This is a genomic window from Psychrobacter sp. Pi2-52, from assembly GCF_904846705.1.
Lineage (GTDB): Bacteria > Pseudomonadota > Gammaproteobacteria > Pseudomonadales > Moraxellaceae > Psychrobacter.
The window spans coordinates 24,171-50,727 of sequence record NZ_CAJHBS010000002.1; the positions used below are offsets into that span (position 1 = coordinate 24,171).

The 26,557-nt window shown below is 44.2% G+C and carries 25 protein-coding genes; 11 read left to right on the forward strand and 14 right to left on the reverse strand.

Annotation, left to right across the window (positions count from 1 at the left end):
* Positions 1-8: 8 nt before the first annotated feature.
* Positions 9-872 carry an RNA polymerase sigma factor RpoH gene (rpoH, locus tag JMY00_RS01345; RefSeq protein WP_197099889.1) on the reverse strand — a complete coding sequence of 288 codons (864 nt, stop codon included), beginning with the start codon at positions 870-872 and terminating at the stop codon, positions 9-11.
* Between the two features lie 240 nt (positions 873-1,112).
* The gene (locus tag JMY00_RS01350) at positions 1,113-1,568 is read right to left on the reverse strand and encodes a sulfurtransferase TusA family protein (protein WP_201578839.1); all 456 of its coding nucleotides are present in this window, start codon (positions 1,566-1,568) and stop codon (positions 1,113-1,115) included.
* A gap of 538 nt (positions 1,569-2,106) precedes the next feature.
* On the opposite strand from JMY00_RS01350, the gene JMY00_RS01355 reads away from it, so the two are divergent.
* On the forward strand, positions 2,107-3,678 hold the full coding sequence (locus tag JMY00_RS01355; RefSeq protein ID WP_240990613.1) for a M48 family metalloprotease: 1,572 nt from the start codon (positions 2,107-2,109) through the stop codon (positions 3,676-3,678).
* Positions 3,679-3,720: 42 nt separating this feature from the next.
* Here the strand turns inward: JMY00_RS01355 and JMY00_RS01360 are convergent, their stop codons facing one another.
* Positions 3,721-4,170 (reverse strand): GatB/YqeY domain-containing protein, encoded by a 450-nt coding sequence (locus JMY00_RS01360; RefSeq protein WP_057758141.1) that lies wholly within the window; start codon positions 4,168-4,170, stop codon positions 3,721-3,723.
* Between the two features lie 203 nt (positions 4,171-4,373).
* Positions 4,374-4,589: a 30S ribosomal protein S21 gene (gene rpsU, locus JMY00_RS01365; RefSeq protein ID WP_010195908.1), complete on the reverse strand. Its 216-nt coding sequence runs from the start codon at positions 4,587-4,589 to the stop codon at positions 4,374-4,376.
* 371 nt (positions 4,590-4,960) lie between these two features.
* On the opposite strand from rpsU, the gene JMY00_RS01370 reads away from it, so the two are divergent.
* From JMY00_RS01370 to crcB, 4 genes are all read left to right on the forward strand, one after another.
* Positions 4,961-5,332 carry a hypothetical protein gene (locus tag JMY00_RS01370; RefSeq protein ID WP_160021059.1) on the forward strand — a complete coding sequence of 124 codons (372 nt, stop codon included), beginning with the start codon at positions 4,961-4,963 and terminating at the stop codon, positions 5,330-5,332.
* Between the two features lie 125 nt (positions 5,333-5,457).
* Positions 5,458-6,000 carry a c-type cytochrome gene (locus JMY00_RS01375; protein WP_201578840.1) on the forward strand — a complete coding sequence of 181 codons (543 nt, stop codon included), beginning with the start codon at positions 5,458-5,460 and terminating at the stop codon, positions 5,998-6,000.
* 237 nt (positions 6,001-6,237) lie between these two features.
* Entirely contained in the window at positions 6,238-7,296 is a 1,059-nt protein-coding gene (gene tsaD, locus JMY00_RS01380) for a tRNA (adenosine(37)-N6)-threonylcarbamoyltransferase complex transferase subunit TsaD (RefSeq protein WP_201578841.1), read from the forward strand.
* A gap of 44 nt (positions 7,297-7,340) precedes the next feature.
* Positions 7,341-7,712: a fluoride efflux transporter CrcB gene (gene crcB, locus JMY00_RS01385; protein WP_102078044.1), complete on the forward strand. Its 372-nt coding sequence runs from the start codon at positions 7,341-7,343 to the stop codon at positions 7,710-7,712.
* A gap of 277 nt (positions 7,713-7,989) precedes the next feature.
* Here crcB and JMY00_RS01390 read toward each other — a convergent pair whose 3' ends face one another.
* The 5 genes from JMY00_RS01390 to potA form a co-directional block, all read right to left on the reverse strand.
* Positions 7,990-8,448 carry an Imm44 family immunity protein gene (locus JMY00_RS01390; RefSeq protein WP_201578842.1) on the reverse strand — a complete coding sequence of 153 codons (459 nt, stop codon included), beginning with the start codon at positions 8,446-8,448 and terminating at the stop codon, positions 7,990-7,992.
* 280 nt (positions 8,449-8,728) lie between these two features.
* Positions 8,729-9,619, reverse strand: a complete 891-nt coding sequence (locus JMY00_RS01395; RefSeq protein WP_201578843.1) for a LysR family transcriptional regulator — start codon at positions 9,617-9,619, stop codon at positions 8,729-8,731.
* 115 nt (positions 9,620-9,734) lie between these two features.
* Positions 9,735-10,541, reverse strand: a complete 807-nt coding sequence (gene potC, locus JMY00_RS01400) for a spermidine/putrescine ABC transporter permease PotC (RefSeq protein ID WP_201578844.1) — start codon at positions 10,539-10,541, stop codon at positions 9,735-9,737.
* A complete protein-coding gene (gene potB, locus JMY00_RS01405) occupies positions 10,541-11,419 on the reverse strand; it encodes a spermidine/putrescine ABC transporter permease PotB (RefSeq protein ID WP_201578845.1) in 879 nt (292 codons plus the stop codon). Before potB ends, potC begins: the two co-directional genes overlap by 1 nt.
* Positions 11,419-12,660, reverse strand: coding sequence for a spermidine/putrescine ABC transporter ATP-binding protein PotA (gene potA / locus JMY00_RS01410; protein WP_201578846.1), 1,242 nt, complete (start codon positions 12,658-12,660; stop codon positions 11,419-11,421). Before potA ends, potB begins: the two co-directional genes overlap by 1 nt.
* 413 nt (positions 12,661-13,073) lie before the next feature.
* Between potA and JMY00_RS01415 the strand changes: the two genes are divergently transcribed.
* The 3 genes from JMY00_RS01415 (at position 13,074) to JMY00_RS01425 (ending at position 15,512) form a co-directional block, all read left to right on the forward strand.
* Positions 13,074-13,712: a carbonic anhydrase gene (locus JMY00_RS01415; protein ID WP_057758161.1), complete on the forward strand. Its 639-nt coding sequence runs from the start codon at positions 13,074-13,076 to the stop codon at positions 13,710-13,712.
* A gap of 186 nt (positions 13,713-13,898) precedes the next feature.
* A complete protein-coding gene (gene gloA, locus JMY00_RS01420) occupies positions 13,899-14,462 on the forward strand; it encodes a lactoylglutathione lyase (protein WP_201578847.1) in 564 nt (187 codons plus the stop codon).
* A gap of 72 nt (positions 14,463-14,534) precedes the next feature.
* Positions 14,535-15,512: a mechanosensitive ion channel domain-containing protein gene (locus JMY00_RS01425; protein WP_201578848.1), complete on the forward strand. Its 978-nt coding sequence runs from the start codon at positions 14,535-14,537 to the stop codon at positions 15,510-15,512.
* A gap of 130 nt (positions 15,513-15,642) precedes the next feature.
* On the opposite strand, the gene JMY00_RS01430 is transcribed toward JMY00_RS01425, so the two are convergent.
* From JMY00_RS01430 to ribA, 3 genes are all read right to left on the reverse strand, one after another.
* Positions 15,643-16,119 (reverse strand): cytochrome c, encoded by a 477-nt coding sequence (locus tag JMY00_RS01430; protein ID WP_201578849.1) that lies wholly within the window; start codon positions 16,117-16,119, stop codon positions 15,643-15,645.
* Between the two features lie 396 nt (positions 16,120-16,515).
* On the reverse strand, positions 16,516-17,475 hold the full coding sequence (gene hemF / locus JMY00_RS01435; protein WP_201578979.1) for an oxygen-dependent coproporphyrinogen oxidase: 960 nt from the start codon (positions 17,473-17,475) through the stop codon (positions 16,516-16,518).
* 58 nt (positions 17,476-17,533) lie between these two features.
* Positions 17,534-18,262: a GTP cyclohydrolase II gene (ribA, locus tag JMY00_RS01440; RefSeq protein ID WP_201578850.1), complete on the reverse strand. Its 729-nt coding sequence runs from the start codon at positions 18,260-18,262 to the stop codon at positions 17,534-17,536.
* 633 nt (positions 18,263-18,895) lie between these two features.
* On the opposite strand from ribA, the gene dxs reads away from it, so the two are divergent.
* Together dxs and JMY00_RS01450 are read left to right on the forward strand one after the other, a co-directional pair.
* Positions 18,896-20,968, forward strand: coding sequence for a 1-deoxy-D-xylulose-5-phosphate synthase (dxs, locus tag JMY00_RS01445; protein ID WP_201578851.1), 2,073 nt, complete (start codon positions 18,896-18,898; stop codon positions 20,966-20,968).
* A 344-nt stretch (positions 20,969-21,312) separates the two neighbouring features.
* Positions 21,313-22,140, forward strand: a complete 828-nt coding sequence (locus tag JMY00_RS01450) for an inositol monophosphatase family protein (RefSeq protein WP_057758174.1) — start codon at positions 21,313-21,315, stop codon at positions 22,138-22,140.
* 83 nt (positions 22,141-22,223) lie between these two features.
* Here JMY00_RS01450 and JMY00_RS01455 read toward each other — a convergent pair whose 3' ends face one another.
* Both JMY00_RS01455 and JMY00_RS01460 read right to left on the reverse strand, forming a co-directional pair.
* Entirely contained in the window at positions 22,224-23,663 is a 1,440-nt protein-coding gene (locus tag JMY00_RS01455; RefSeq protein WP_201578852.1) for a wax ester/triacylglycerol synthase family O-acyltransferase, read from the reverse strand.
* Positions 23,664-23,837: 174 nt separating this feature from the next.
* Complete coding sequence (locus JMY00_RS01460) at positions 23,838-24,659, reverse strand: thiazole synthase (RefSeq protein WP_101205496.1); 822 nt, start codon at positions 24,657-24,659, stop codon at positions 23,838-23,840.
* A 326-nt stretch (positions 24,660-24,985) separates the two neighbouring features.
* Between JMY00_RS01460 and gspE the strand changes: the two genes are divergently transcribed.
* A complete protein-coding gene (gene gspE / locus JMY00_RS01465) occupies positions 24,986-26,539 on the forward strand; it encodes a type II secretion system ATPase GspE (RefSeq protein ID WP_201578853.1) in 1,554 nt (517 codons plus the stop codon).
* Positions 26,540-26,557 lie beyond the last annotated feature (18 nt).

The window sequence follows — 26,557 nt, forward strand, 5'->3', positions numbered from 1 at the left end:
TCTTAAGGCTACTGAATATCATCTGGCAAAATCACACTATCAATGGTCATCGCATCACGGATTTTGTCCATAGCATTTTTCTCGATCTGACGCACTCGCTCAGCTGAGATAGAGTAAACTGCTGCTAACTCATGCAAGGTGGATTTTTGCTCAGATAACCAACGCTGTTCGACGATATCACGCGAACGATCATCTAAAGTGCCCATCGCAGCGATGAGTGCTGATGAGTTGTTCTCTTCCCAATCCGCTTCCTCTAGCTGCTCAGCTGGATCAATTCCATCTTCCAAAAATAGCTGAGGGGCATAGCGACCATCATCATCGTCGCTTGACTGCGCCTCGAACGAAGCGTCATAAGAAGTCAGACGTGATTCCATTTCTAACACTTGCTTGCGCGTAACATTTAAGTCATTAGCGATAGCGTCCGCTTCCTCTAAGGTCAGCTGATTATTGGTCTTCTTAAGGCTACGCAAGTTAAAGAACAGTTTACGATGAGCCTTGGTGGTCGCAACCTTGACGATACGCCAGTTGCGAATCACGAACTCATGAATTTCAGCTTTAATCCAATGTACGGCAAACGACACCAGACGTACGCCTTTATTCGGGTCAAAACGTTTGACTGCTTTCATCAATCCTAAGTTACCTTCTTGGATTAAATCTGCTTGAGGCAATCCGTAACCCGAGTAGCTACGTGCGATATGAATTACAAAGCGTAGATGTGACATCACCAGTAGACGAGCGGCTTCGACATCACCTTCATCATAATAGCGATGCGCCAACTCTTGCTCTTGTACTGGCGTCAAAATCGGGATTTGATGGACAGTATTGATATACGCACCCAAGTTGACCCCTGGCGCTGACAGGTGAGTTGGCATAGCTGGTACTAAGTCGCGCGTACTGGTATTGCCCAATGTACTCGCGTCATAGGGAGGTCGCTGAGCAGCGGCCTTTAATGCAGCATCGCGTGCATCATTTTTTATAGGAGCTGATCCATCTTTTTTATTTGTATTTACAGCATCAGTAGAAGTATTAGCCATATTCTTGACCTTGGTTAAATAGTTAAGCAAATAGTCAGATAAAAATCTTTATGATTTAATTGTAAAGGATAGCAGCGCTTAGTTGCTATCAGTTTTGGTAATGATGAAGTGATATATTGTAGCGAAACGCTGTAATGATGTGCCATCAACTGACGAGTGGTCAGTACCTTCATTGACCACTAGCTCTAAATAATTTGCCGACTGTGATTGCTGACTTTGTCTACAAAACGCTGTGATATCAGCTTGCGAGTTAGGGTCGGTTGCAACCACGTACAGTGATTCGCCAACTGTTACGTCACGTAATGCGACCTTCGTTTTTAACAATGGCATCGGGCATGCAAGACCGCGTCCATCAACGAAGCTTTTTATATTTAGTTCAGATTGCTCTATAGCTACGTTATCTGAGCTATGACTTTCAGTCGGTAGCAACTCTAGTAAACTCGCAATATCGTTCTGCTGTGCATCAGTCAAATTCGCTGATAATTGCATAAAGTGCGATACACGTTTGATGACTAATTCACTAGCAGCGGGCATAACTTAAACCTTGTAGATGTCTATATTTTAATTTGTTCTATTAGTAATGGGCTTTGATATTTAGTACGAACATAATCCATCAATCATAAATTATGAGGTCGTCATCACAGTCATCTAAACCTACTATCATTGTTGCTTATTATACCAAATAGACGATGTATAGTTGCAGTTGAATATAATCAACGCTGTGTTCGGTTCACTAGAATCATATAACCAGGAGTTGCACGATTGGCAATTGCCCGATTAATAGTTATACGATTGAGACTTACTGCATAAATAATATTCCAATGAATAATTACACAGCCATGTTGCGCAATCGTGACGGGTGGCTAAGTTATTGGTAGTTAAGTTCATTGTAGAATTGACCTTGTATAAACAAGCTCGTATAGTCGAAAAGACGTCGTCAATCATCTTATAGGATATACACTTGTACCACGCTCATAGAACGAAGCGACCCAACAGCAACAACTCTTTAATAGCCACCAACTCTGTAGGCTTGCCGATTATGCTGTCTAAGCAAAAAGGTAAACGTCATTTTATGAGTGTAGCTTTGCCAAATAGTATCAAGGTAGGGCTGTCAATGATGCTGCTAGCCATGGCTAGCGGTGCACATAGTCGTGAGAGCCAAACGCTGCCATTTGCTGATAGCTCGTGGCAAGTCATAGATCCGCAAACGCTAGATCTACCAAACCTGCGCGGGCAAGGCTTGAGCTTTGCTGAGCAATATCAGAATAAAATGCTTGGCGAGTGGTCATTACAGAATATCAATGGCCGCGTCAGAATGGAGCATGATCCTTGGGTACAAGAAACGATAAAAGACATGACGTGGCGTCTCAATGCCCAAGCTCGTCAGCAAGCACCACTTGGCGTCGTTATTATTGATAACCCCAGTATTAATGCCTTTGCAGCGCCTGGCGGCGTAATCGGTATCAATACTGGGACGATACTGTCAGCTAGTAGCATGGATGAGCTGGCAAGCGTCGTCGCGCATGAAGTTGCGCATATCAGTCAACGGCACTACGAGAGCGGCGCTGACGAACGTAAAAAAGCCTTGCTAATGCAGCTAGGCGGTATGTTAGCTGCGATTGCTGCCTCAGCTGTCGATGGTGATGCCGCTGCGGCTGTGATGATGGGCAGTCAGACAGCCTCTATGAATAGCAGCATGGCGTTTAGCCGCAGTAATGAACGCGAGGCTGACCGAGTAGGGATGCAGATTATGACCCAAGCGGGTTATGATCCTCGGGCGATGCCACGGTTCTTTGCCACGATGAATCAGCAGAGTCAGTTAAACCAAGTTGAGAATCAATTTTTACCGAGTTTTGTGCGCTCACATCCTCTGAGTAATGAGCGGTTGAGCGAGTCACAAAGTCGCGCTCAGCAGTATCCAGCGCTCTCATTGAGCCAACAGCAGCGCCATCAAGCATTGTTTGATTTGTTGTATTGGCGTGTTCAAGTGACTGGTAAACATGCATCCGAAGTCACACTGACAACAGCTGCCAAAAACAGTCTCGGGGCCAAACTTGCGCTAATGCATTGGTATGGAGAGCAGCAGCGTTTTACAGATGCTAATAAGGTATTGGCGGAGATAAATGCGTTATCAAGCACGCAGCGTCAAAATTTAGAGCCTCTATTGTCGATTACCCACAGTCAGTTATTAAATGAACAAGGCAAATGGCAACAAACCGTAGATGTCTTAGAGAGCCAACAGCGCCTATATCCTGAGCGCCGTGATTTACGTCTTTATCTGGCCGAAGCGCTGACTAACAGTAATCAACCGATAAAAGCTCAAGCGCTGTTGAAGCCACTAACAGAACAGCAGCCAAGCGATCGTTATGCATGGCAAAGCTTGCAACTTGCCAATGAAAAACTTGCTAAGACAACCACCTCACCACAGTTAGCCAATATCGCGACGATTAATGCATTGCGCTATCGTAGTTATGATCAGCTATGGAACGGGCGTTATGAGAGTGCGCTGACCTCTTTGACACAGGCCAAACAGTTGACGGAAAATCTGCAAACCACGGATCAAGCCAATAGTGCGCGTCCGTTATTGGCTAATATTAATGCAGAACTCAAAGCAATAAAAACCGCCAAAGACTTTAAGCCTTAGGCGGTTATTTGTACAGAGTAGCCTGCCAATCAATAGCAAGTGCTAGCCTTGTAGCGCATCTTTGACCATTTTAGAAATCAAAGCAGGATCAGCACGGCCAGCTGTTTTATTCTTTAAGACACCCATGACGCTGCCCATATCGCGCATAGACGTCGCACCTTGCTCAGCGATTTCAGCATTTACCAATGCCATGATCTCGTCTTGATTCATTTGCTGCGGCATAAACTCGTTGATAATATCAATCTCAAACTGCTCTTTGGTGGCCAAGTCATCACGGCCATTTTCTGTAAAGATAGTTAGTGACTCTTGACGCTGCTTTAGCTGTTTTTGCAAAACTTCTAATACTTGCGCATCATCAAGTTCTGTCTGACGGTCAATCTCGATTTGTTTCACTACTGACTGTACATTGCGCAGTACTTTGACGCGCTCAAGCTCACGAGCTTTCATTGAAACTTTGATATTATCTGATAACGTCTGTTTAAGTTGGCTCACTGCTATTATCCTTATCGATCTGTTAAATGCTATTCGTTAGAGGTCGTTTGTTAAATTTTTAGAACCAAACCTGCTGATAGTGGTTTTAATAAAAAATTATGTCAGCAGTAATAACAAAAATTGTAGCATAAAAAACGCCACTGATATCAATTGATAACAGTGGCGTTAGTGTAGCGCTTGTACTTAACTAATCAGATTACTGATTAGTACATACGAGTGGTACGAATAGTTTCGCGTTGTAACTTCTTCTTATAACGCTTTACGGCAGCAGCTTTTTTACGCTTACGTACTTGCGTTGGTTTTTCATAAAACTCACGCTTACGTACGTCTGATAATACACCAGCTTTTTCACAAGCACGTTTGAAACGACGGATAGCGATATCAACTGGTTCGTTTTCTTTAACCTTAACTGCAGGCATGAAGACTCCTCGATTAGGATGAGATATAAGGGCATTAGTTTGGCTGTGTATTAGTATTTAGCCGTAATATCTCAAGATTACAGGCATCAGCTCAAACTAGGACAATTCTCACGCATTAGCGTAAGGGCAGGTATTTTAATAAAAAATACCAACAAAGTCAATGATTTTAAGCATTTATTGCCGATAAGGTATTCAATTAGATAGCTATTTGAATTTGGCTCTCAAACTATGAATTCGACATATATACAACGCTTTATCAATAAAAAATCCCTACCGTCTATAACGGTTTGATTGGAGTTTATGCTATGATAATTCCCATATTATAGTAAGCCTATGAACCGTTTTGTGTGTATTTTATTGAGGATGTTGGAATGAAAAAAACAGTATTTAACACGGCATTAAGCACCGCACTTATTGTAGCTTTAGGTGTGAGCGTGAGCGCTTGTAGTGGCGGTGAAGAGCATGAAGAAGTAATGGCAATCGATCGCGTTGACGAAGCTGCTGAGCTTGCCATCAAAAATGCGCCACCAGCTGAAGAAATGGAGTTCCCAGAGACAGCACCAATGCCAGCAGCTGATGCAGCGGGTACAGAAGCTGACGCTACGGCTACTGCCGAAGCAGGAACGGCTGACGCTGATACTGCAGAAGCCGCAGCTACCGATAGTACGGATACAGCCGCTGCTCCTACTGACAGCGCTGATATGGCGGCTACTGACGATACAGCTGCAGCCACTGCTGAGTAATTTAGTGGTCAATGGACTATTAGCTCAATTGAATATTAAGCAGTCGTTGGTCGTATACGTAAGTACTTTAAGCTGATATAACGTATCACTAATTGATTGCAGACTGATTAAGTAAGGGTAAAACCATGATTGATATACAACCATATATGAACAAGCTGAAATTGTCTGTGATCAGCATGAGTGTGGTATTTGCCGTGAGTGCTTGTAGCGGTGATAACACAGCTACGGAAGAGTCTGCAGTAGCCGATGAACCTGCTACCGCTATAGAAGAGAAAGCTGTAGCAGAAACAGAAGGCACGACACCTGAGTCTATGGTTGAGCCAGAAACAGATACAGATACAGAACCAAAAGCAGCAACAGAGTCTGCTGACATGGCAGATGAAGAAGTGGCAACACCTGCAACTGATTCTGAGCCTGAAGTGTTGGCCGCAGATGCAGGTGCTAAACTGTATGAATCAAATTGTCAGGTTTGTCATGCTGCAGGTTTGCTCGATGCGCCAAAGTATGGTGATACAGCGGCTTGGACAGCTCGTCTGACCAAAGATAAAGAAACACTGTACATGCACTCGGCTAAAGGCTTTAATAAAATGCCAGCGCAAGCAGTAAATGGTGTGACCGAAGCACAAGTTAAAGCGGCTGTTGATTATATGCTAGCGTCGGTAAGCTGATACGATATATATAGAGTATGTCAGCTATTGAAATTTGCTAAACTGGCCGTCATTGTGACTGACAATGACGGTTTTTTTATGCACGTTTTTTGTCATGCCAGTCTGAGAATATACAGCTGTATCAAGCGAATTTGAGATAGTGTGTGACTGGCTGTATTCGTCATCCAACTTTTCAAAATGATGTAAGATAAAAGTGCGACAAAAATAGCACGAAAACGAAAGTATAAAGGCAAAAGTATGAAAGTATTGGGCTTAGAGACCTCTTGTGATGAGACGGGGCTAGCGATTTTTGATAGTGAGCAAATAAATAGCGACAACCAAGGTTTGGTCGGGCAAGTACTGTACTCTCAGATTGAGCTGCACGCACTTTATGGTGGCGTTGTGCCTGAGCTTGCTAGCCGCGATCATATTCGTAAGCTCGTGCCGTTATTGAATGAGCTGCTAGAGCAATGCGATATGAAAAAAAGCGACATCGATGCGATTGCCTATACTAAAGGACCTGGTCTTATTGGTGCATTGATGACGGGCGCACTGTTTGGTCGTAGTTTAGCATATGGTTTGGATATCCCTGCGATTGGTATTCATCATATGGAGGGGCATCTTTTGGCGCCGCTTATGGGCGCGAACCCTCCGGCATTTCCTTTTGTCTCGCTACTGGTATCTGGTGGGCACACGTTACTGATTGCTGCTCACGGTGTTGGGCAATATGAGATATTGGGTGAGTCGATAGATGATGCGGCGGGTGAGTGCTTTGATAAAGCGGCTAAAATGTTGGGTCTTCCTTATCCTGGCGGTCCTAATATTGCTAAGCTGGCAGAAGCTGGTAATCCTGACGCTTACGCACTCCCAAGACCAATGCTCCATCGGGGTCTAGACTTTTCGTTTAGTGGCATGAAAACAGCCGTGCATAATCTGATTAAAGATACACCATGCTCGGGAGGGTCGGGTAATGGCGCTGATAGTGATCCACAAGTTCGCGCTGATATTGCTGCCAGTTTCCAGCATGCAGTGGTCGACACGCTAGTGAAAAAATGTGTCAAAGCACTTAAGCAAGCAGATATGAGCCGTTTAGTAATTGCGGGCGGGGTCAGTGCCAATACTCATCTGCGCGAGACATTAGAAGCGGAACTGGCTAAGATCAATGCGACGGTCCATTATGCACCGCCTGCGCTGTGTACGGATAATGGCGCGATGATTGCTTATGCAGGTTTTGAGCGCTTGCAAGCAGGACAGTCTGATGATTTGGCCGTTAGCTGTATTCCGCGTTGGCCGATGACAGAATTGCCAGCCGTATAAATGAGTATTTGGTCCAACACGTTTATATGAATTAAGGACAGTTTATGCAGTGGCTTGCTATTGGTTTGGGCGCAGCATTTGGTGCTTGTCTGCGAGCTTGGCTATCGCGTTTTAATGCCTTGCACGGTTGGGTGCCACTCGGTACCCTGAGCGCCAATATCTTAGGCGGACTGCTGATAGGGCTTGCGCTAGTATGGTTTGAGCGCATGGGAAGCAACTTATCTGATCATGTACGCGTGTTTGTCATTACGGGTTTTTTAGGTGGGCTGACGACGTTTAGTACGTTTAGTGCAGAGGTATTTGGCTTTATTCATGACGGGCGGTTGCTAGCAGGTTTAGCACTCATCGGTTTGCATGTTGGGTTAACCTTACTGGCAACCGCGCTTGGCTTTTATTTCTTTAAGCTAGTTTTGTAGCCGTTAAGAGATATTAATCGTTTAATAGTCTGTTATAAGTGGTTCCACTATATCAGTCTGTTATAAGTAGTCTATTAATACGTTTGGAGAGTGAGTTAGCTGGTTCCGTTGGGGTATACATTGTTATACTTCTTAATAGTCAGCATTGTTTTCTATATGTGGTGGTACATAGTTAGGGTCATAGTTGGGATAAGCAGGGATCACATTTGCTCTTGCGCTCTTAGCAAACTAAAAAAGGCTTAGTAAACACTAAGCCTTTTTGATACGATCCATGCTATTAATGAGTGGTTATCCAGCCGTTTTTTAGGGCAACGCTTTGTGTATCTTGACGTAAGCTTTCAATGCCTGCTTCGTTTAGTCCCTTTTCAATTAATAAATCTAGACTTCGCATCAGCATCTCGTAGATCAGCTGTTGCTGACGCTTGGCATCTCCATTTACAAATTCAGGGTAGTCAATTTGTAATTTAAAATCCATTTTCTTAGTCTTGGACGAGTATTTTATGATTTCACAATACCGCTCTTGGTCTGCTTTGTCTTTCATTAAAATTGCTATGCAGCGCCATTTGTCTAAGTCTATATCATAGTCTTTGTCTGCAATTTTCGCATTAATTTCATCTTCTACAAAGTTTTGTGAAATTCTAAGCTCATCACTTATATCTCCACTATACTCTGCGCTCATCCACAGTTTCATATTACCTGCCTTTAGGCTCAGGTCATCTTCATTTATATTACTCATATGACTGTTCTTTCAAATCATTCGCTGAGTTGTCAAAAATAGTGAGCATACAGCCTATAGATCGATTCCTTTGTAGCGCACCGATCACGAATAGGATATGCATGGTAAGTACACCATGAAGTACACTGCTGTTACTCCAACAACTCGAACCATCGCTACCACTAGCCTACAGCCTAGGATTCAAGTCCTCACTAGGGAACCATTATTTACCATAACATTCATTACGATATGAAAAGGTGAATAATATTTCATCACTATAAAAAAGTGATTAGTAATGAAACTATAACGGCTTCACTATCCCTTCCAATAAGCTCGCAAATCCCTGCATATACGCCGTATCTTTACTTGAGGTACGCGTTGCGGCGTACAGCTGACAATGCACACCTTCTCCTAGTGGCCGCGAGACGACCCAACCTTTTTTCTCGTATTCAGCAACCACCCAATCAGGCAATGCTGCGACACCGCGTTCACTAGCGACCAACTGAATCAGCATCGCGGTCAGCTCTGTCGTACGAACACTCTCAAAGCTTACTTGTGCTGGCGTCATAAAATTGGCAATGATATCGAGACGCTTGGCTTCTACGGGATAGGCAATCAATGTCTCATTAACCAAATCATCAGGTTCAATAAATTTCTGAGCAGCTAAATCATGTGTTGGTGAAAGCACCAAACGACTCTCGTACTCAAATAATGGCTGATAACTGATACCGTCAAGCGGTAAATCACTGGTAGTAATAAGCAGGTCAATATCACCTTCCATCAAAAGATGATGCGGCTCAGGCTCAAACCCTGTGGCAAAGTCTAGCTCGACATCTGACCATTCTCGGCGATAGTGGTTAAGTATCGGCATGAGCCAATCAAAACAACTATGACATTCAGACGCTAAGCGTAATCTGCCTGCTTGACCATGCGCTAAGCGTTTAAGGTTGGATTTGGTACGAGTTACTTGCGGTAGGATATTGTCTGCCAATGCCAATACTGCTTTACCAGCTGGCGTAAAACTAAGCGGGCGCGTCCGACGATTAACCAAACTGATGTCGTAATAGTTCTCAAGCTCTTTTAATTGATGCGAAACGGCGGAAGCAGTAACGTGCAGCTCATCTGCCGCTGCTGCAAGTGAACCATGCGCCCGTAGCGCGGTTAATGTATTAAGATGACGTAGCTCAAGCATAATATAACCTAACCGCTAAGGTGAGAAAAATTCATTATAGTCAATATAGCACTGACTTTCACTCATAGTCCGTTATTAATGCTCGGTTAATAAGCAATTAGTCAGCAATCAACATCTAGCGTTTGCGTAATAATAACTGTGAGATAACCACTAATACTAGCGAGGCAACTAGCAATAACGTACCAATGGCGTTGACTTCTGGCTTGAGTCCTACGCGCACCATAGAATAAATGCGTAGCGGTAAAATCTCATAGCTGGGTCCTGTGACGAAGGTCGAAACCACCACATCGTCTAGCGACAAGGTAAAGGCGAGTAACCAACCTGCCATGACGGCTGGCAAGATAACTGGAATCAATACGGTGCGCACCATGGTTGATTCGTTAGCACCCAAGTCGCGTGCCGCTTCCATCAAGCGCTCATCTAAACTGCTCAATCGTGCAAAAACGGTAATGACGACGAAGGGTAAGCAAAAAGTAATGTGCGCCAATAGCAGCGAGACAAAGCCCAATTGCAAACCAATTAATAAAAACAGTGCTAGCAATGAAATAGCGAGTACAATCTCAGGCGACATCATCAGGACAAATAGCAATCCATTTAATAAGCCTTTACCACGAAAATTATAACGGTGTAAGGCTAGGGCAGTGAGTGTGCCTATCAACGTTGAGACAGTGGCCGCCACCAATCCTAATACAATAGAGTGCCAAAAAGCATCGAGCATCGCTTGGTTGTTAAACAGTGATTCGTACCACTTTAAGCTAAAGCCGCCCCAGTTGTAGCCGATTTTTGATTTGTTAAAGGACATCACCACCAAGACAATGATGGGCAGGTACAACAAGGCATAAATCAGTCCGAGATAGCCTTTGGCGGCGATACTGCCAATCTTGAGCGTACGAGTTTTTTTATTCGGTGAGCTATAAGACATTAGGCCACCTCGTTAAAGTTAGTCTTGCCAATGCGGCGGCTACTGGCACGGTAAGCAAGTAATAATACTGCCATAGCCAATGTCAACAATACGCTAGCTGCTGCGCCAAAGGGCCAATCACGCGCATCCAAAAATTGGTTTTTAATAATATTACCGACCAATAAATTACGAGAACCACCCAAGATATCAGCCACATAAAACATGCCCATCGCAGGCAATAGTACGAGCAGAACACCAGAAATAATACCAGGTGTCGTTAATGGCAGCACCACATGCCAAAAGGTCTGTGTTTTAGTTGCACCCAAATCCTGCGAAGCCAGTAGCATGTCATTACGCAAGTCGGTAAATACTGCATATAGTGGCAGTACCATAAAAGGGAACAGCAAGTAGGTTAAACCTGCAATCACTGCGCCTTGTGTATATAAAATATCGATTGGCGTATCGATTACACCGATGGCCAATAGTAATTTATTAATCAAGCCATTGTTAGCAAAGAGCAGCTTTAATGCATACGTCCGTACCAAGGAATTGGTCCAAAAGGGCAGTATCAGTAGTAGCATCAGCAGCGGCTGCCAGCGCACTTTTGCTTTGGAGATCAGCCATGCAAAAGGGTAGCCAAGCAGTAGACAGATAACCGTTGTGATACCTGCCATCCATAATGAGTGGACAAACACTTCAAAATACAACGGGTCAATCATCCGCACATAGCTGTCGATGCTAACAGGTAAGCTAATAAACGCACTGCTATCACGGGTCAAAAAACTGACAGCGATGACTAGGATATTTGGTAATAGTGCAAATATCAGTAGCCAACCCCAGATTAGCCAAAGCGTAGCGGTACGAAATGGACTTTTACTGCCTAAGTGGTTGCGAGCCATCAGCTACCATCCTTTTGTACAGTCGTGTCTGGCACAGTTTCAGAGTCTTCTGGCAACACCCATTCCCAGCCATCTACCCATGAGACTTTGACGCCCTCGTTTAGTTTGTAATCAAAGCTCGGATCATCTTCATCAAAGAACTCAGAGGCCTTAATGATATGACCATTTGCCAGTTCGATAATCGAGTCTAAGGTACTGCCTTTATAGTTACTCTCGATGACACGGCCTAGCAGTCCGCTATGCTCGTTATCTTTTGGATCATATATTCGTAAATCTTCGGGGCGAAGTAGTAAATTGACGATATCGCCCACTTGCACGTCATTGGCAAAATTGGGACGACGTAAGTTGCGTAAGGTAGTCGGTCCTTCTTGCGCCTGTGCTTCACAGACTTCGACCTCGATACGTCCGTTGGTCACTTTACCATCGCGATCTGGCTGGTCTAGGTGGACACCTTTGACCTCAGCTCTGAACAAATTGGTCTCGCCGATGAATTTGGCGGTAAACAAATTGGCAGGGGTTTCATAAATTTCGATAGGCGCACCGATTTGCTGGAACGTACCGTCTTTCATCACGGCAATACGGTCTGACATCGACAGCGCTTCTTCTTGGTCATGGGTCACGAAGACAAAGGTAATGCCTAGCTCACGTTGCAGACGTTTTAGCTCAGACTGCATTTGTAGGCGCAGTTTGTGGTCGAGTGCGGATAATGGTTCATCAAGCAATAGCAGTTTAGGACGGTTAATCACCGCACGAGCAATCGCAACTCGCTGCTGCTGACCACCAGACAAATCTTGCGGCTTGCGGTTGGCTAAATGCTCTAGCTGTACCATCGCTAGCATCTCACTGACGCGTCTTTGGATTTCATCTTTTGGGACTTTTTTTAGCTTTAGGCCGTAAGCGACGTTTTGGGCGACGCTCATGTGAGGGAACAGCGCATACTGCTGAAATACGGTATTGACCGGGCGTTTATCAGCGGACAAGCCTGCCATCTGTACACCATCCAAATATATCGCCCCAGCGTTCGGCTGCTCAAAGCCTGCAATCAAGCGTAGTAATGTCGTCTTACCACAGCCTGATGGGCCAAGTAGCGTCAGAAACTCACCATGCTTGATATCAAGGTTGATGTCTTTTAGGACTTCGGTTTGATCATAGGTTTTTTTTACACCAGTCAGTTGCAGCAGCACCTGATCATCATGAGGTGACGCAGAGGTGTTATGCGTATTTTGAGATAAATCGGTCATAATATCTGTTCCTAAGCGTCCAATATCTGTATACAGTTGCCAAGGTAACTGGCTGTCATTATAAGGATTGGCGTAAGCGTAAGCGCGGTCTGAATGCTGCCTGAATGCTGCCTGAATGCTGCGTATTATAACAAACCCTTGATATAATTCAGTGCAAGTTCGTTATAAGTTACGCGAGTCGGACTATTGTAGCAGCGATATATACAGCTGTATTTTTAGATGTGACTACATTCACCTAGCGATATTTAGACAAATTTTTTTACCGTTTTTTGGTTTTTATTCCTATACAATCACGTTATGTCTGACAAACATGATTAGCCTGATAGTTTGACGATAATTAGTCAATCTGTGCTTGAATACATGTATGCAAAACAGCTTATAACTCTAATATTATTGATGATAAAGGATCTCTCATGCCTACCGATATACGTCCAACCACAGGTCAAGAAGCGCTTGAGCTTTTAAAAGCAGGTAACGCACGCTACGTTGATAGCCTCACCAGTACCGATGAGTATATGCAGCGCCGTCCAGAGTTGGTCAAGGATCAAAATCCATTGGCCATTATTTTGGGTTGCTCAGATGCACGAGTACCAGTTGAGATTGTTTTTGATCAAGGTTTGGGAGATTTGTTTGTTATACGAGTCGCGGGTAATGTGGTTGCACCATCACAGATTGGTTCAATCGAGTTTGCAGCTGAAGCCTTTGGCACGCAATTGGTAGTGGTACTTGGACACTCAAAATGTGGTGCTGTCACTGCTTGCGTTGAGACATTGATTAACCCTGAGCAGAACTATTCACCTAACTTGCAATCTATCGTTGATCGTATTCGCCCAAGCGTTTATAACTTGCACGAACTAGCAACTGCCAATGGTCAAGACGTCGATGCAGACGAGCTGGTCGATCGCTCTATTCGCGCTAACGTACGTATGTCAGTCAGTCAGCTAAAGCATGGCTCACGTGCATTAGAGGATTTAACCAATAGTGGTCAGCTATTGGTAGTCGGCGCTGAGTATGATCTTGAGACAGGAAAAGTGCGTTTTTTAGATAGCTAGTCAGTCTTGGATAGCTTCAGACAACTAGCTAGTTAGGGTGTAAAGACGAACATACCTTGTTCATATTCTTACAAAACCCTATCAGTTATTTCGCCGTTTTTTATTATGATAAGAGAACGACACAAATCATGACAATCGTGATTTGCGTGTTTATGCATTTATTTTTTGAATTATATTAGGATAATTATGTCTACTTCATCTAACAACAATAACGACGCAATAGACCAGCCTGCTAGCAGCGTTAGCACGGATGGTGTTCAGCCAATTTCATCAAAGACGACCGGTTTTACTTTTAACCACACTATGCTGCGTGTCAAAGACCCTGTTAAATCACTAGAGTTTTACACTGGTGTCTTGGGTATGACCTTGCTTGCCGTTAAGAAGTTCCCTGACATGGGATTCGATTTATATTTCTTGGCTAAGTTGACCGAAAGCGAGCGTGAAAACTTGCCAACTGGCGATGATCTAGAAATTTTCGCTTTCCGTCAGCGTGGTATTTTAGAGTTGACGCACAACTACGGTACCGAGACAAAAGCTGACTTTAGCTATCATGATGGCAATCAAGATCCACAAGGTTTTGGTCATATTTGTTTTAGCGTTCCAAGCTTGGATGAAGCGGTTGCTTGGTTTGATAAAAACAACGTCGAATTCAAAAAACGTCCAGAAGATGGCAGCATGAAAAATATTGCCTTTATCAAAGATGTAGATGGCTACTGGATCGAAATCGTACAGGCCGATTTGATGGGTTAATTGTCAGAACGACAGCACCTATTAAGATAAGTGCGTTAATAGAAATAAATAGAATAAAGGAGTATCACCCAGATGCCTACCTCTGAGGCAGAAACGACACTGAGTGCTGAGACAGCCGCGCAGGCTACGACGACGGATGGATTAACTTATCAAAGCATCCTTGGTTCGGCAAATGAGATATGGGTTGGCTTTGTTGAGCGTATCCCATATTTTGTCGCATCAATTATCGTTATCCTGATTTTTTGGTTTTTATCGATTGTTTTCAAAAAAATCGTTCACAAATTATTAGGCAGTCGTAGTCGGCATCAGAACTTGGTCAAAGTGTTTCAGCGGGTAGGCGGGGCGCTTATTTTCTTTATTGGTTTTATGATAGCGATGGTTATTGCGGTGCCGGGGTTCACTCCTGCTAAGTTGATTGGCGCGCTCGGTATTGGTTCCGTTGCTATCGGTTTTGCTTTTAAAGATATCTTTCAAAACTTGCTCTCTGGTATTTTGCTCCTGATTTCAGAGCCGTTTCGTATCGGTGATCAGATTGTTTCAGGCGACTATGAAGGAACGGTCGAAGATATCAAAATCCGTGCAACCACCATCAGAACTTATGATGGCAGGCAAGTGGTGATTCCAAACTCAGATCTTTATACTTCGGCGTTAACCGTCAATACCGCTTATAAGCAACGCCGTCTGCAAGTCGCAGTTGGTATCGGTTATGAAGATGACATCGAAGCGGCCAAAACTGAGATTATAAAAGCATTAGATAAGATAGAAAGCGTCTCGAAGAAAGCAACACCAAGTGTGATTGCTACTGGTTTTGGTGGTTCGTCCATTGATCTAATGGTACGCTGGTTTATCGAAGATGGTACGCAAGCCAATAAGGTTGCCTCGATTCATCAAGTAATTGTAGGTATCAAAAACTCATTGGATGTAGCGGGCGTAAACATTCCATTCCCAATACGTACGATTGATTTGAGTGATCCTTCAGTGAGTGCAATCGTTAATAAAATGAACGAGCAGCAAGACATTGTGGACGTGAATAAAACAGTGGCAGAGTAGCGCGCTCGGTGAAATATTTAATTAGTGTTAAAACTTTGATTTCCACAATATTTAGAAAACTAAAAAACCGCCACATCCATTGATATGGCGGTTTTTTTTATACGTATCTACTTGCTATAAATACAAAGCTTTATTCGTCTTTTGCTCTAAAGTCAGTATGGCATGATTTACAGCTTGCACCAACTTGTCCAAAGGCAGGTTTAACATCGTCCATGCTAGTAGCGTTTTGAGCAGCAGCATTTAGCTCAGCAGTAACCTTTTGGAAGTTTTCAGCTTCAGCACTGAAGCCATCAGCATTAGACCAAACCGCTTCGGTAGCATTGCCTACCGCTTCTGGGTCTTCAAAATGACTCCAAGGCTTGGCGGCATCTTCTGCCAAGAACGCCGCTTGCTCTTTAAATACATCGGCATCAAATGTATCAGGTGCTTTTGCCATATCACCCATGATGCCCATTGCATCACCCCAGTTTTTCATAGTGTCTTGACGGGCTTGCACATCAGGGTTAGATCCTGTTGAGGTGCTACAGGCCGTTAGACCCAGTGCAGCCGCCATCAAGGTAACGCTAAACAGAGATTTGAAAGATTTGTTGGTATGAACCTGTGCCATATGACTTACTCCTTTAAACTTGGCTAATAGTAAGCGTGATTACAAACGCTCGCTTCGTCGTAAAATATAGTTATACAAAATACTGCCTAAAATTCTTCTGAGCACAGTTGCTAATAAAGAACGTCTTCTATTGTAACGGTTATCTGGGCGATGGGAATTATATAGTTGTTATATCCTCGTAATATTTTAAATAAGCATACCTTAACTTGGTTATGGCTACTTATGTTTGCTTATAGTTGATTGTGATGATTGTATAGTAGCTGCACAACGTATTTCTGTACGATAACAACGTGGGAGTAGCTCGTTTGGATAGTACTGATAATAAAAAAGGCCAGCGATAGTAGCTGACCTTTTTAGTATTTTCCAAAAATATGAGTATTGCAATATTTACGAAAACTACAGTGCTAACCAATCACGCGGCTTTAGATAATAATCGGTCAACTCAAATTCTGGCGTTCCTTCAGCAGGCTCAAAACGATAATGCCAGCTGGCAAGCGGCGGCATACTGACTAGGATGGACTCGATCCGTCCATTACTCTGTAGCCCAAATAGCGTTCCGCGATCGTAGACCAGATTGTACTCGACGTAGCGACCACGGCGATAGAGCTGAAACTCGCGCTGCGCTTCAGTATAAGGCATATTTTTACGCTGTTCAAAAATCGGCATGATACCGTCAAGATAACCGTTGCCCACGGCTTTCATAAAGTTAAAGCAAGTCTCAAAGTCCCAGCCACGACTTTCAGTACTGACGTCATCATAAAACAGACCACCAATACCGCGCTGCTCATCACGATGGCGTAGATGGAAATACTCATCACACCACTGTTTGAAATCAGCGTAGATATTGTCCCCAAAAGGCGCACATAGATCATGACAGACTTGATGCCAGTGTACACAATCAGCGAGTACTGGATAGAATGGCGTTAAGTCAAAGCCACCGCCAAACCACCAGATAGGAGCTTCGCCTTCCGCTTCTGCTACGAATAAACGCACATTGGCATGGCTAGTAGGCACGTTTGGATTTTTGGGATGGACAACCAGTGATACGCCCATTGCTTGAGCTTTACGTCCAGCGATATTAGGGTGACGCGCGGTCGCAGAGGCAGGGAGGTTATGTACATGAATATGGCTAAACATGACGCCCGCTTTTTCGATGACCTCGCCATCTGCCAATACACACGACCGTCCGCCGCCGCCTTCAGGACGTTCCCAGTCATCAGGAACAAAGGTCGCATACTCGTTGTTATTAGTGCTGCCGTCACGCTCTTGTGCTTCTAGCGATTCACAGATACGCGCCTGTAAATCAACCAAAAATTCGCGCACTCGCATGATGTCGTTATTGGTTGGCGTCGTCACGGACGCTACCGTTGATAAGTCTGTTTCGTTATTTGTATTTGTAATACTCATAAAATATCTATTTATTCAGGTGTATGGCGGTATTAAGGTCTGTATCGAGAGAAGCGTCTATATCAAGATTGATATTTTTATCAAACAAGTGGCCCATGCGATCACGTTTGGTTGCTAGATATTCCGCATTCATATCATTGACACCGACCAACAATGGCACCCGTTCGACAACATCAATACCATGCTCAGTTAGATAAGCAACTTTGTTTGGGTTGTTGGTGATGAGCCTGACAGCGTCGACACCGATATGGGCAAGCATCGGACCACACATATCATAGATACGCGCATCAGCAGGCAAGCCCAACATGAGATTGGCATCCAACGTATCATGCCCTTGATCTTGAAGGGCGTACGCACGAATCTTATTGGTCAAACCAATACCGCGGCCTTCTTGACGCAAATACAAAATCGCACCGCAACCTGACTCTTGGATGGCTTGCATGGCAGTATTGAGCTGCGGACCACAGTCGCATTTCAATGAGCTAAACGCGTCGCCTGTCAGACATTCAGAATGAATGCGAATGAGCGGCACTTGCTTCGCTATCGATTCATCCTTTTGGTTCAATATCATGTCGTCTGAGGGTTGGCTAGCCATGACATCTGTCTGTTGATCGACCACAGCTAGACCAACGGTCAGCATGACATGCTCTTGACCTTCGCTATTTTCAAAGATATGAATATCAAACTCGCCGTGACGAGTGGGTAATTTGGCACTAGTGATAAATTGATATGACATTGCTGTCCTACATAAGCCTAAAGTCGTGGCGGTGAAAAGTATGTTATTGCTGTTTGAGATGAGCGCTGTTAGAGCCGGTTACTGTTCGAGATAACTACTGTTTTCAAGATAGCTATTAGTTGAGATGAGCATGTCACCTAAACTTTACTGCTAAAATTAAGATGATACCAGTATAACCTGTTCATAAAGACAGCGTGCTCATTGTATTTTTTATAAAAACACACAAAGTTCACAGACGACGCACGATGATTAAAGCGACAATTAAAAAAAAATGCTATTATGCCATACTATTTTGACGGATACAGTGACAAGTCTTTACCCTTACATTACTATGTCGTCACTAACATCCGCTATTGATGCAAAATAATAGGGCATAATGTCACCCCTCAGTAGTCAATAGTATAAAAGCATCAATATTTTGATATCAAAACGTTGGTATTGGCGCGCAGTCTATTGTGCTAGCGTGTGTACTGTCGTAAGTAGCGCAGCTATACAAATACGAAAGTTGCATGAATAATTATATGGTCGATTACATCAATAATGATGTAGGTATTATTGACGTCTTTTGATTATAGTCACCGCTATATTTTAAAGACACGTCTTGTCAGCAGATTGGTAGGTATCGTACGGTTTATGCAGCAGTCACCTCATTCTCCAAAGTCTCAGTCCCTATCTACATCAGTGCTGGATTCTGCTGCTCAGCTATCGAGCTTACAGCAGACCTATACTGTGATTCCACGTGTGCGTCCTCATACGCCATTGCTTGATGCAATTGATACACCCACTGACCTCAGCACGCTTTCGACTGCCAAGCTTATTACGCTGGCCGATGAATTGCGCCTTTTTCTATTGTATTCAGCTGGTCAGAGCGGTGGGCATTTTGGTGCCAATTTAGGTGTGGTCGAATTGACCATAGTATTGCATTATTTGTTAGAGACGCCGCAAGACCAAATCGTCTGGGACGTGGGTCATCAAGCTTATGCTCATAAAGTACTGACAGGTCGCCGTGAGCAGCTAGGTACTATCAGGTCTAAAGATGGTCTGACGGCATTTCCTGAGCGCGCAGAATCTGTCTACGATACATTTGGCGTTGGGCATTCATCGACCTCTATCTCAGCTGGTTTGGGTATGAGCCTCGCCCTGCGTTATCAAGGCCGCGAGCAAACGGTTGCTTGCATCATCGGCGATGGTGCAATGACAGGCGGCATGGCATTTGAAGCCATGAATGACGCAGTACAGCAAGATGCTGATTTGTTGGTCGTTCTAAACGATAATGATATGTCGATATCTTGCTCTATTGGTGGATTTTCACGACATTTAGCCATGCTTTGGGAATCAGGTTATCAAGTTGATATCTCTGAGTCAGGTGAGCCTGTACTCTGCCACCGTCCTGATATGCAAGCGTTCGATCGCCGCAAACGTCACAAAGAGATGCGTGATGTTCCGCAGCTAGAAGACAACTTATTCAAAGCGATTGGTTTTACCTATTTTGGTCCGTTTGATGGGCATAATATTCCTGAGCTACTGCGCGTATTGTCACTGGCGAAGCAAGTAAAAGGCCCAGTACTAGTGCATATCTATACCACTAAGGGTAAAGGCTTTGCACCAGCAGAATTAGATCCAGTGGGCTATCACGCAATCAGTAAGTTGCCAGTCGAAAATCATAAAGAGCATGAAGAGTCTAAAGCTAACTCTATAGAGCAGCTAAAAAAACAACCAAGTACAAAGCCAGCATTAAAATATTCGCAAGTGTTTGGCCAGTTCTTATGTGATAAAGCGGCCGAAGACGATAAGCTGCTAGCTGTCACCCCTGCTATGGAAGAAGGCTCAGGGATGACGGACTTTGCTCGTCACTTTCCAGAGCGTTTCTTTGATGTGGCTATTGCTGAGCAACACGCTGTCACGCTAGCGGCTGGGATGGCAACTCAAGGCGTCAAACCTATTGTCGCGATTTATTCAACGTTCTTACAGCGTGGATATGATCAGCTGATTCATGACGTGGCTCTACAGAACCTCGATGTTATGTTTGCCATCGATCGCGCGGGCTTAGTCGGTGAAGACGGTGCGACGCATGCTGGCGTGTTTGATTTTGCATTTTTACGTTGTGTGCCTAATATGGTGATTGCAGCGCCAAAAGATGAGAACGAATGCTACCACTTGCTCAATACTTGCTATGAGTATCCAGGCTGTACGGCGGTACGTTATCCGCGTGGTACAGGCACAGGTGCTGATATTAAGCAGCCAGCCCAAACTTATAAAGTTGGTGAAGCGGTGGTCGAGTCAGTATTAGGTAAAGCTGATGCACCTTACAAATTGGCATTATTGGCCTTTGGTACGATGGTAGCAACTGCTCAGCAAGCAGCAGAAACCCTAACAGATAACGATGCAGCGTTAGATTGCCAGATACAGGTGGTCAATATGCGCTGGGTAAAACCGCTAGATACAGCCATGCTTGAGACGTTACTGGCGCAAGGGGTCACTCATATAGCAACCCTAGAAGAGCACATGATTATGGGCGGCGCGGGTAGTGCAGCAAATGAATATTTACTCAATGAGTCGGCAGCCTTTAAGCAAAGTCGTCCAGCTATTGCTAATATCGGTATTCCTGATCGCTTTATTGCTCATGGCTCTCAAGCAGAGCAATTAGCTGATTGTGGTCTAGATGTCGAGGGCGTGGTTAAACAGCTTAAAACGCTCTTATCGTAAGCGTTACAATATTATTTTAAAAAATTAATGCGCTAAAAAGGCATGAATTAAAACCGATATAAGCTCTTTAAACAGAGCAAACGCCTGCTAGCCGTAGGTGCTAACTTTTTTACAACTTGCGCAGTTTAGATGATCGCCAAAGTACTGGCTTGGTCAGCGTAACGGTTTTTTCATTTTTATCGAACAATTTTAGTATAATGCGAGTGTCTTTTATAAGTTTTCGTTTATAAGAGACACGTTTTTAATCGCATAGATGTGGTGTGATGCGGCGGCTGTTTGGCATGTTGTGGGCACAAAGTTAGTCTTATTTTTTTATATTCATTCATCAAGCAAATAGGTTATTTATGGAACCCATGGTCGTCATCGCAGCGCGTACTGCTGAAAAAGTTGGTAAAGAGATTTTATATGCGCATCAAAACCGCCACAAAATCGAGTTAGATATCGAGTCTAAAGGACTTGATGGTTTGGTTACCCGCATTGATCGCTTTAGCGAAGAGCTCACTATCGAGACGCTAAAAGCCAGCTATCCTAATCATTCATTTTTGGGTGAAGAGTTTGGTATGCAAGAAGGCCGCGGCGAAGATGCTGACTGGTGCTGGATTATCGATCCACTAGACGGCACTAAGAACTTCGTCCACGGTGTACCGCAGTTCTGCGTATCTATCGCTGTACAGCATAAAGGTGTTACCCAACACGGTGTGGTCTATGATCCTGTTCGTGATGAGATGTTCTCAGCGAGCCGCGGTAAAGGCGCGCGCTTGAACAATCGCCGTATGCAAGTGAGCGAGCGCAAAACCATTGATGGCGGTTTCTTTACGACCGGTCATCCGCTTGAGCGTAAGCGCAATGGCGAAGTTATCTCTTATGCTAAACAGCACTTTGAGAGCTTACAGAAGATATCTGAGGCAGGTGGTCAGGTACGTCGTATGGGTTCAGCTGCGCTTGACTTATGCTATGTTGCCGCTGGTCGTTTTGACGGTTATTTTGAGATGTCTATCAAGCCTTGGGACATCGCTGCGGGCGAGCTTATCGTAACTGAAGCACGCGGTGTGGTGGTTGATCATACTGGCGCGCACAACTCTATGACATCAGGCTCTATCTTCGCTTGTAATGTGAAATTGCTTAAGCCGTTGATGCAAACAGTTGTCCCAATCTGGGGTGACGCAATTTAAACGTTAACCTTAATGCTATTAACGTTTAGCGCCTAGATATAGTTAATATCTAGATTGAGTATGAATGAAAAAAGCTGGTTCCGTTATGGAGCCAGCTTTTTTGTTTGATTATTACCCTTATTGTCATTTTTATCTTCAACGGTAATACCTTTGAATGCTAATTCCTTACTGGTAGTTTCTAGCAACTGCAACTCTTCTTCTATCAGCATCAGCATATCTTGTACGCGAGGCAGCGCCTTGCTACAAGCGGTAATACCAAACTCAATCTTATCTAGATAACTGGCTAAAGTAATATTCATCGCTTGACCATTAAAGACAATAGAAGCGGGGTATAGCGATTGCAAGCGCGCGCCGTTCCAGTACAGTGGCTTTTCAGAGCCAGGAACGTTAGAAATAATTAGGTTAAAGGCCTGCTTTTTGGGGAATAACCCTGTCGCTAGATTGATACCCTCCCAAGCATAGGCAATCACACTATAGTTGATAACCTGCGCTTGATTCATGCGGCGAAAGCGACGTTTGCCGTTATTCATACTGCGATGAATCAATTCTATTCTACGTAAAGGATTGTCTAAATGGGTACCCAAATTTGCCAATACAAATGATAGCTGATTGCCCGAGACGCTCTTATCTGTACGTAGCGACATCGGCACAAAGGCAATCAATGGTTTGCTTGGTAGGGCGTCCATCGAGATTAAATAGCGACGAAGGGCACCAGAACAGACGGCGAGTACCACATCATTTTTGCTGATATTCAATCTCTCTGCAATATCGTTAAAGCGTTTGATGTCATAGGACTGTGCAGCTATACGACGAGATGCTGAAATGCGCTTATTCAAAATGCTCATAGGCGCATCAAAAGTGCCGACATAGCCTTCATCGCTATAGTTTTTAAGGTTGTCTAGCAGCTCTGTGAATACAGGTTTGATGGTAGAGATTTGCTCTTTAATGATGCGTTTGACCGATCTTTCAGCTGGCAAGATAGCGTTGACATGGTTGCGATGGCGCGCCATCAACGACCACACTGGCAAGGTTACGGGTTCTGTTGCTGATTGCGATAGCGATTTTTGTACCAAACGCATCGCAGCGATGCCATCTACTAGAGAGTGGTGAATCTTAAAGTACAACGCAAAACGCTCAGGGCTGCCCTCAGTTTCGGGCTCAATACCCTCAACCACATGACATTCCCACAGCGGCATGGCACGGTCCAACAGACGTCCATGCTCTCGTGAAACGTACATCAATAGCTCACGAGCACGCGCAGGTTTTGGCAATGCGACATGATGGAAATGATGTTCGACATCGAAGTTTTTGTCTTTTTTCCAAAACATCAAATGTTCAAGCACTTGGTTGAATGGAAAGCTTGGCGGCACATCAGAGTCTTGCATCTGCTTGACCAGTTGATAGACAAAATCGCTCCCTGCATCATCTGGCAATTCAAACAAGAATAAGCCACCAACGTGCATGGGCTGTTTACGCGACTCAAGAAGTAGAAACAACTGGTCGACTGCTGTGAGAAGTCGCATAATAAATCCTTTTATGACGATAAGTGTTATGTGAAAATTATAATGAGTAGATATTCAATCAAATAACATTTTTTATTATTTTATAGAGCGTGTTAAGCAATCAACCATAGCACTGACAGCACTATACGTAAATACTCAACACGCTCTATTATGACATGTCATTTATGCTTCAATTTATTGAAAGAAATACCCAGTTTGTGGTGAGCTGGCAGTAGCCATCTTACGCATAGGCATACGACCTGCCAAAAACGCAGCGCGGCCTGCCCACATAGCATGTTTCATTGCGTGTGCCATCATTACCGGGTTTTGTGCATTGGCAATGGCTGAGTTCATCAGTACGCCATCACAGCCAAGCTCCATTGCAAGTGCAGCATCAGACGCAGTGCCGACACCAGCGTCAACCAATACAGGTACTTTAGCATTTTCGATTATTAAGCTAAGTGTATGACGATTGAGTAGACCAAGTCCTGAACCAATCAAGCTGCCAAGCGGCATAATAGCGACACAGCCCATGCTTTCTAATTCTTGTGCGACGATAGGGTCATCTGACGTATAAACCATCACTTCAAAACCATCATCGATCAATACTTTGGCGGCTTTTAAAGTTTCCATAACGTTTGGATACAAGGTTTTCTCATCACCCAATACCTCAAGCTTAACCAAATTATGCCCACCCAATAATTCGCGAGCAAGCTTACAAGTGCGAATGGCTGTTTCGGCGTCAAAGCAGCCAGCAGTATTCGGTAGTATCGTATATTTATCAGGTGAAATCACATCTAATAAGTTAGGTTCATCACTATTTTGTCCAATATTGACACGGCGAATAGCAACGGTCACGATTTCGGCTGCTGAAGCGGCAATCGCTTCTCCAGTCTCTGTCATGTCTTTATATTTACCGGTACCGACTAACAGACGCGAAGAAAAGGTACGGCTACCGACAGTAAAGGTATCTTGTAAAAGTGGTGTTGGATGAGTAGTGCTAACGTTCTCTGACATAACGGAAAATCCTAATATCGAGCGGGAGAAGGGATAGACAAAATATGATGGGTAATCTAAGCAATCTAAAAGGTGTAATAGACAATGGCAAGCGGTCTGCAAAAAAAGGCATGATATGCTAACTCTGATAGTAATAATATGTGCTGGGCAATAGGTATAAAGCGCCAGTCACATAAAATAATACCCGTCTAAAACAAAATGCTATTATAACAAACTCATGCAACCTTACTGGCAGTCTTTTTTGATTCGAACTGTTAAAGACAAGGCATCCATCCTGTCTTGGCGTGCGTACTTCTTATCCTCTCCTCACTTATTGGGCCGTCTTTATGATGCAGTTGCCATACAGCTTTGCGAAACGCCATCAGATTTTGGCCATACTTGCGATAGATCCTGAATTGCCGCCGACATTGGTACTCACCAAAGCGACTCCGTTGTCAGCGATCAACGAAGCGGTACGGTTTTTACAGCAGCAAGGCATTCGCGGTGTACCCACTTACGAAAGTGTCAGCACGGACGATTTTGAAAAACGTATGAACGCAGCTTATGCTGGCAATACAGGAGAGTCTCAGCATATTGCTGCTGGACTTGAGGACCATCCTGATCTCGATAGCTTGGCAGATAGTGTCCCTGAAACTGAAGACTTGATGGATCAACAAGACGACGCACCTATCATTCGTTTGATTAATGCATTGTTGTCCGAAGCCATCCGTTTAAGTGCCTCAGATATTCATATTGAGACCTTTGAAAAGCGTTTGGTCGTTCGTTTCCGAGTTGATGGTGAGCTAAAAGAAATCATCACACCAAAACGACAACTGGCTCCATTGTTAGTCTCGCGTATTAAGGTAATGGCTAAGTTAGATATCGCCGAAAAGCGAGTGCCGCAAGATGGTCGTATCAGTTTAAGACTGGCAGGGCGAGAGGTCGATGTGCGTGTATCGACTTTGCCATCGAGCTTTGGTGAGCGTGTAGTGATGCGTCTATTAGACAAGCAAGCTGGTCGTTTGAATATGACGTATTTGGGGCTTTCTGATAGTGACTATACTGAGCTAAGGCGCTTAATCCATCGTCCGCACGGCATTATTTTGGTAACAGGGCCGACTGGCTCGGGTAAAACCACGACGTTATATTCTGCATTGACCGATTTAAATGATCAAACTCGCAATATCTTGACTGCTGAAGATCCGATTGAGTTTCAGCTTGATGGTATCGGGCAGACGCAGGTCAATAACAAAGTAGATATGACATTTGCTAAAAGTTTGCGCGCGATGTTGCGTCAAGATCCCGATGTTGTGATGGTTGGTGAAATTCGTGATTTAGAGACAGCAGAGATTGCCGTACAGGCCTCTTTGACAGGGCATTTGGTATTATCGACGCTGCATACCAACACTGCTATTGGCGCGGTCACTCGCTTACAGGATATGGGTGTTGAGCCGTTTCTGTTGTCGTCGTCGCTTATTGGCGTAGTAGCGCAGCGTTTGGTACGTACTTTATGTTCACATTGTCAAAGCTGGCAGGCTGCCGATACCGAGCAAGCCAAGCTATTTACCGAAATTGGGATTGGGACAACGCTGAAACGTGATACCAGAGATATAGCGAGTGAGTCGATTCGTTTGCCCAAGCCAGTTGGCTGCGATAAATGTAATCAGTCAGGGTTTAAAGGACGTACTGCTATATATGAAGTCGTGCCAATCGACGATACATTGCGCCGTATGATTCATAGCAATACGGCTGAGTATGAGCTAGAAGAATATGCGCGCAAGCAGACCCCATCGATACGTGCAGATGGTTTGCGTAAGGTCATAGAAGGGCGTACGACATTGGAAGAAGTGCTGCGAGTGACAAAGGAGAGTGCGTTAACGGACGAGACAATATTGGTATAAATCTGCAAACTAGATATC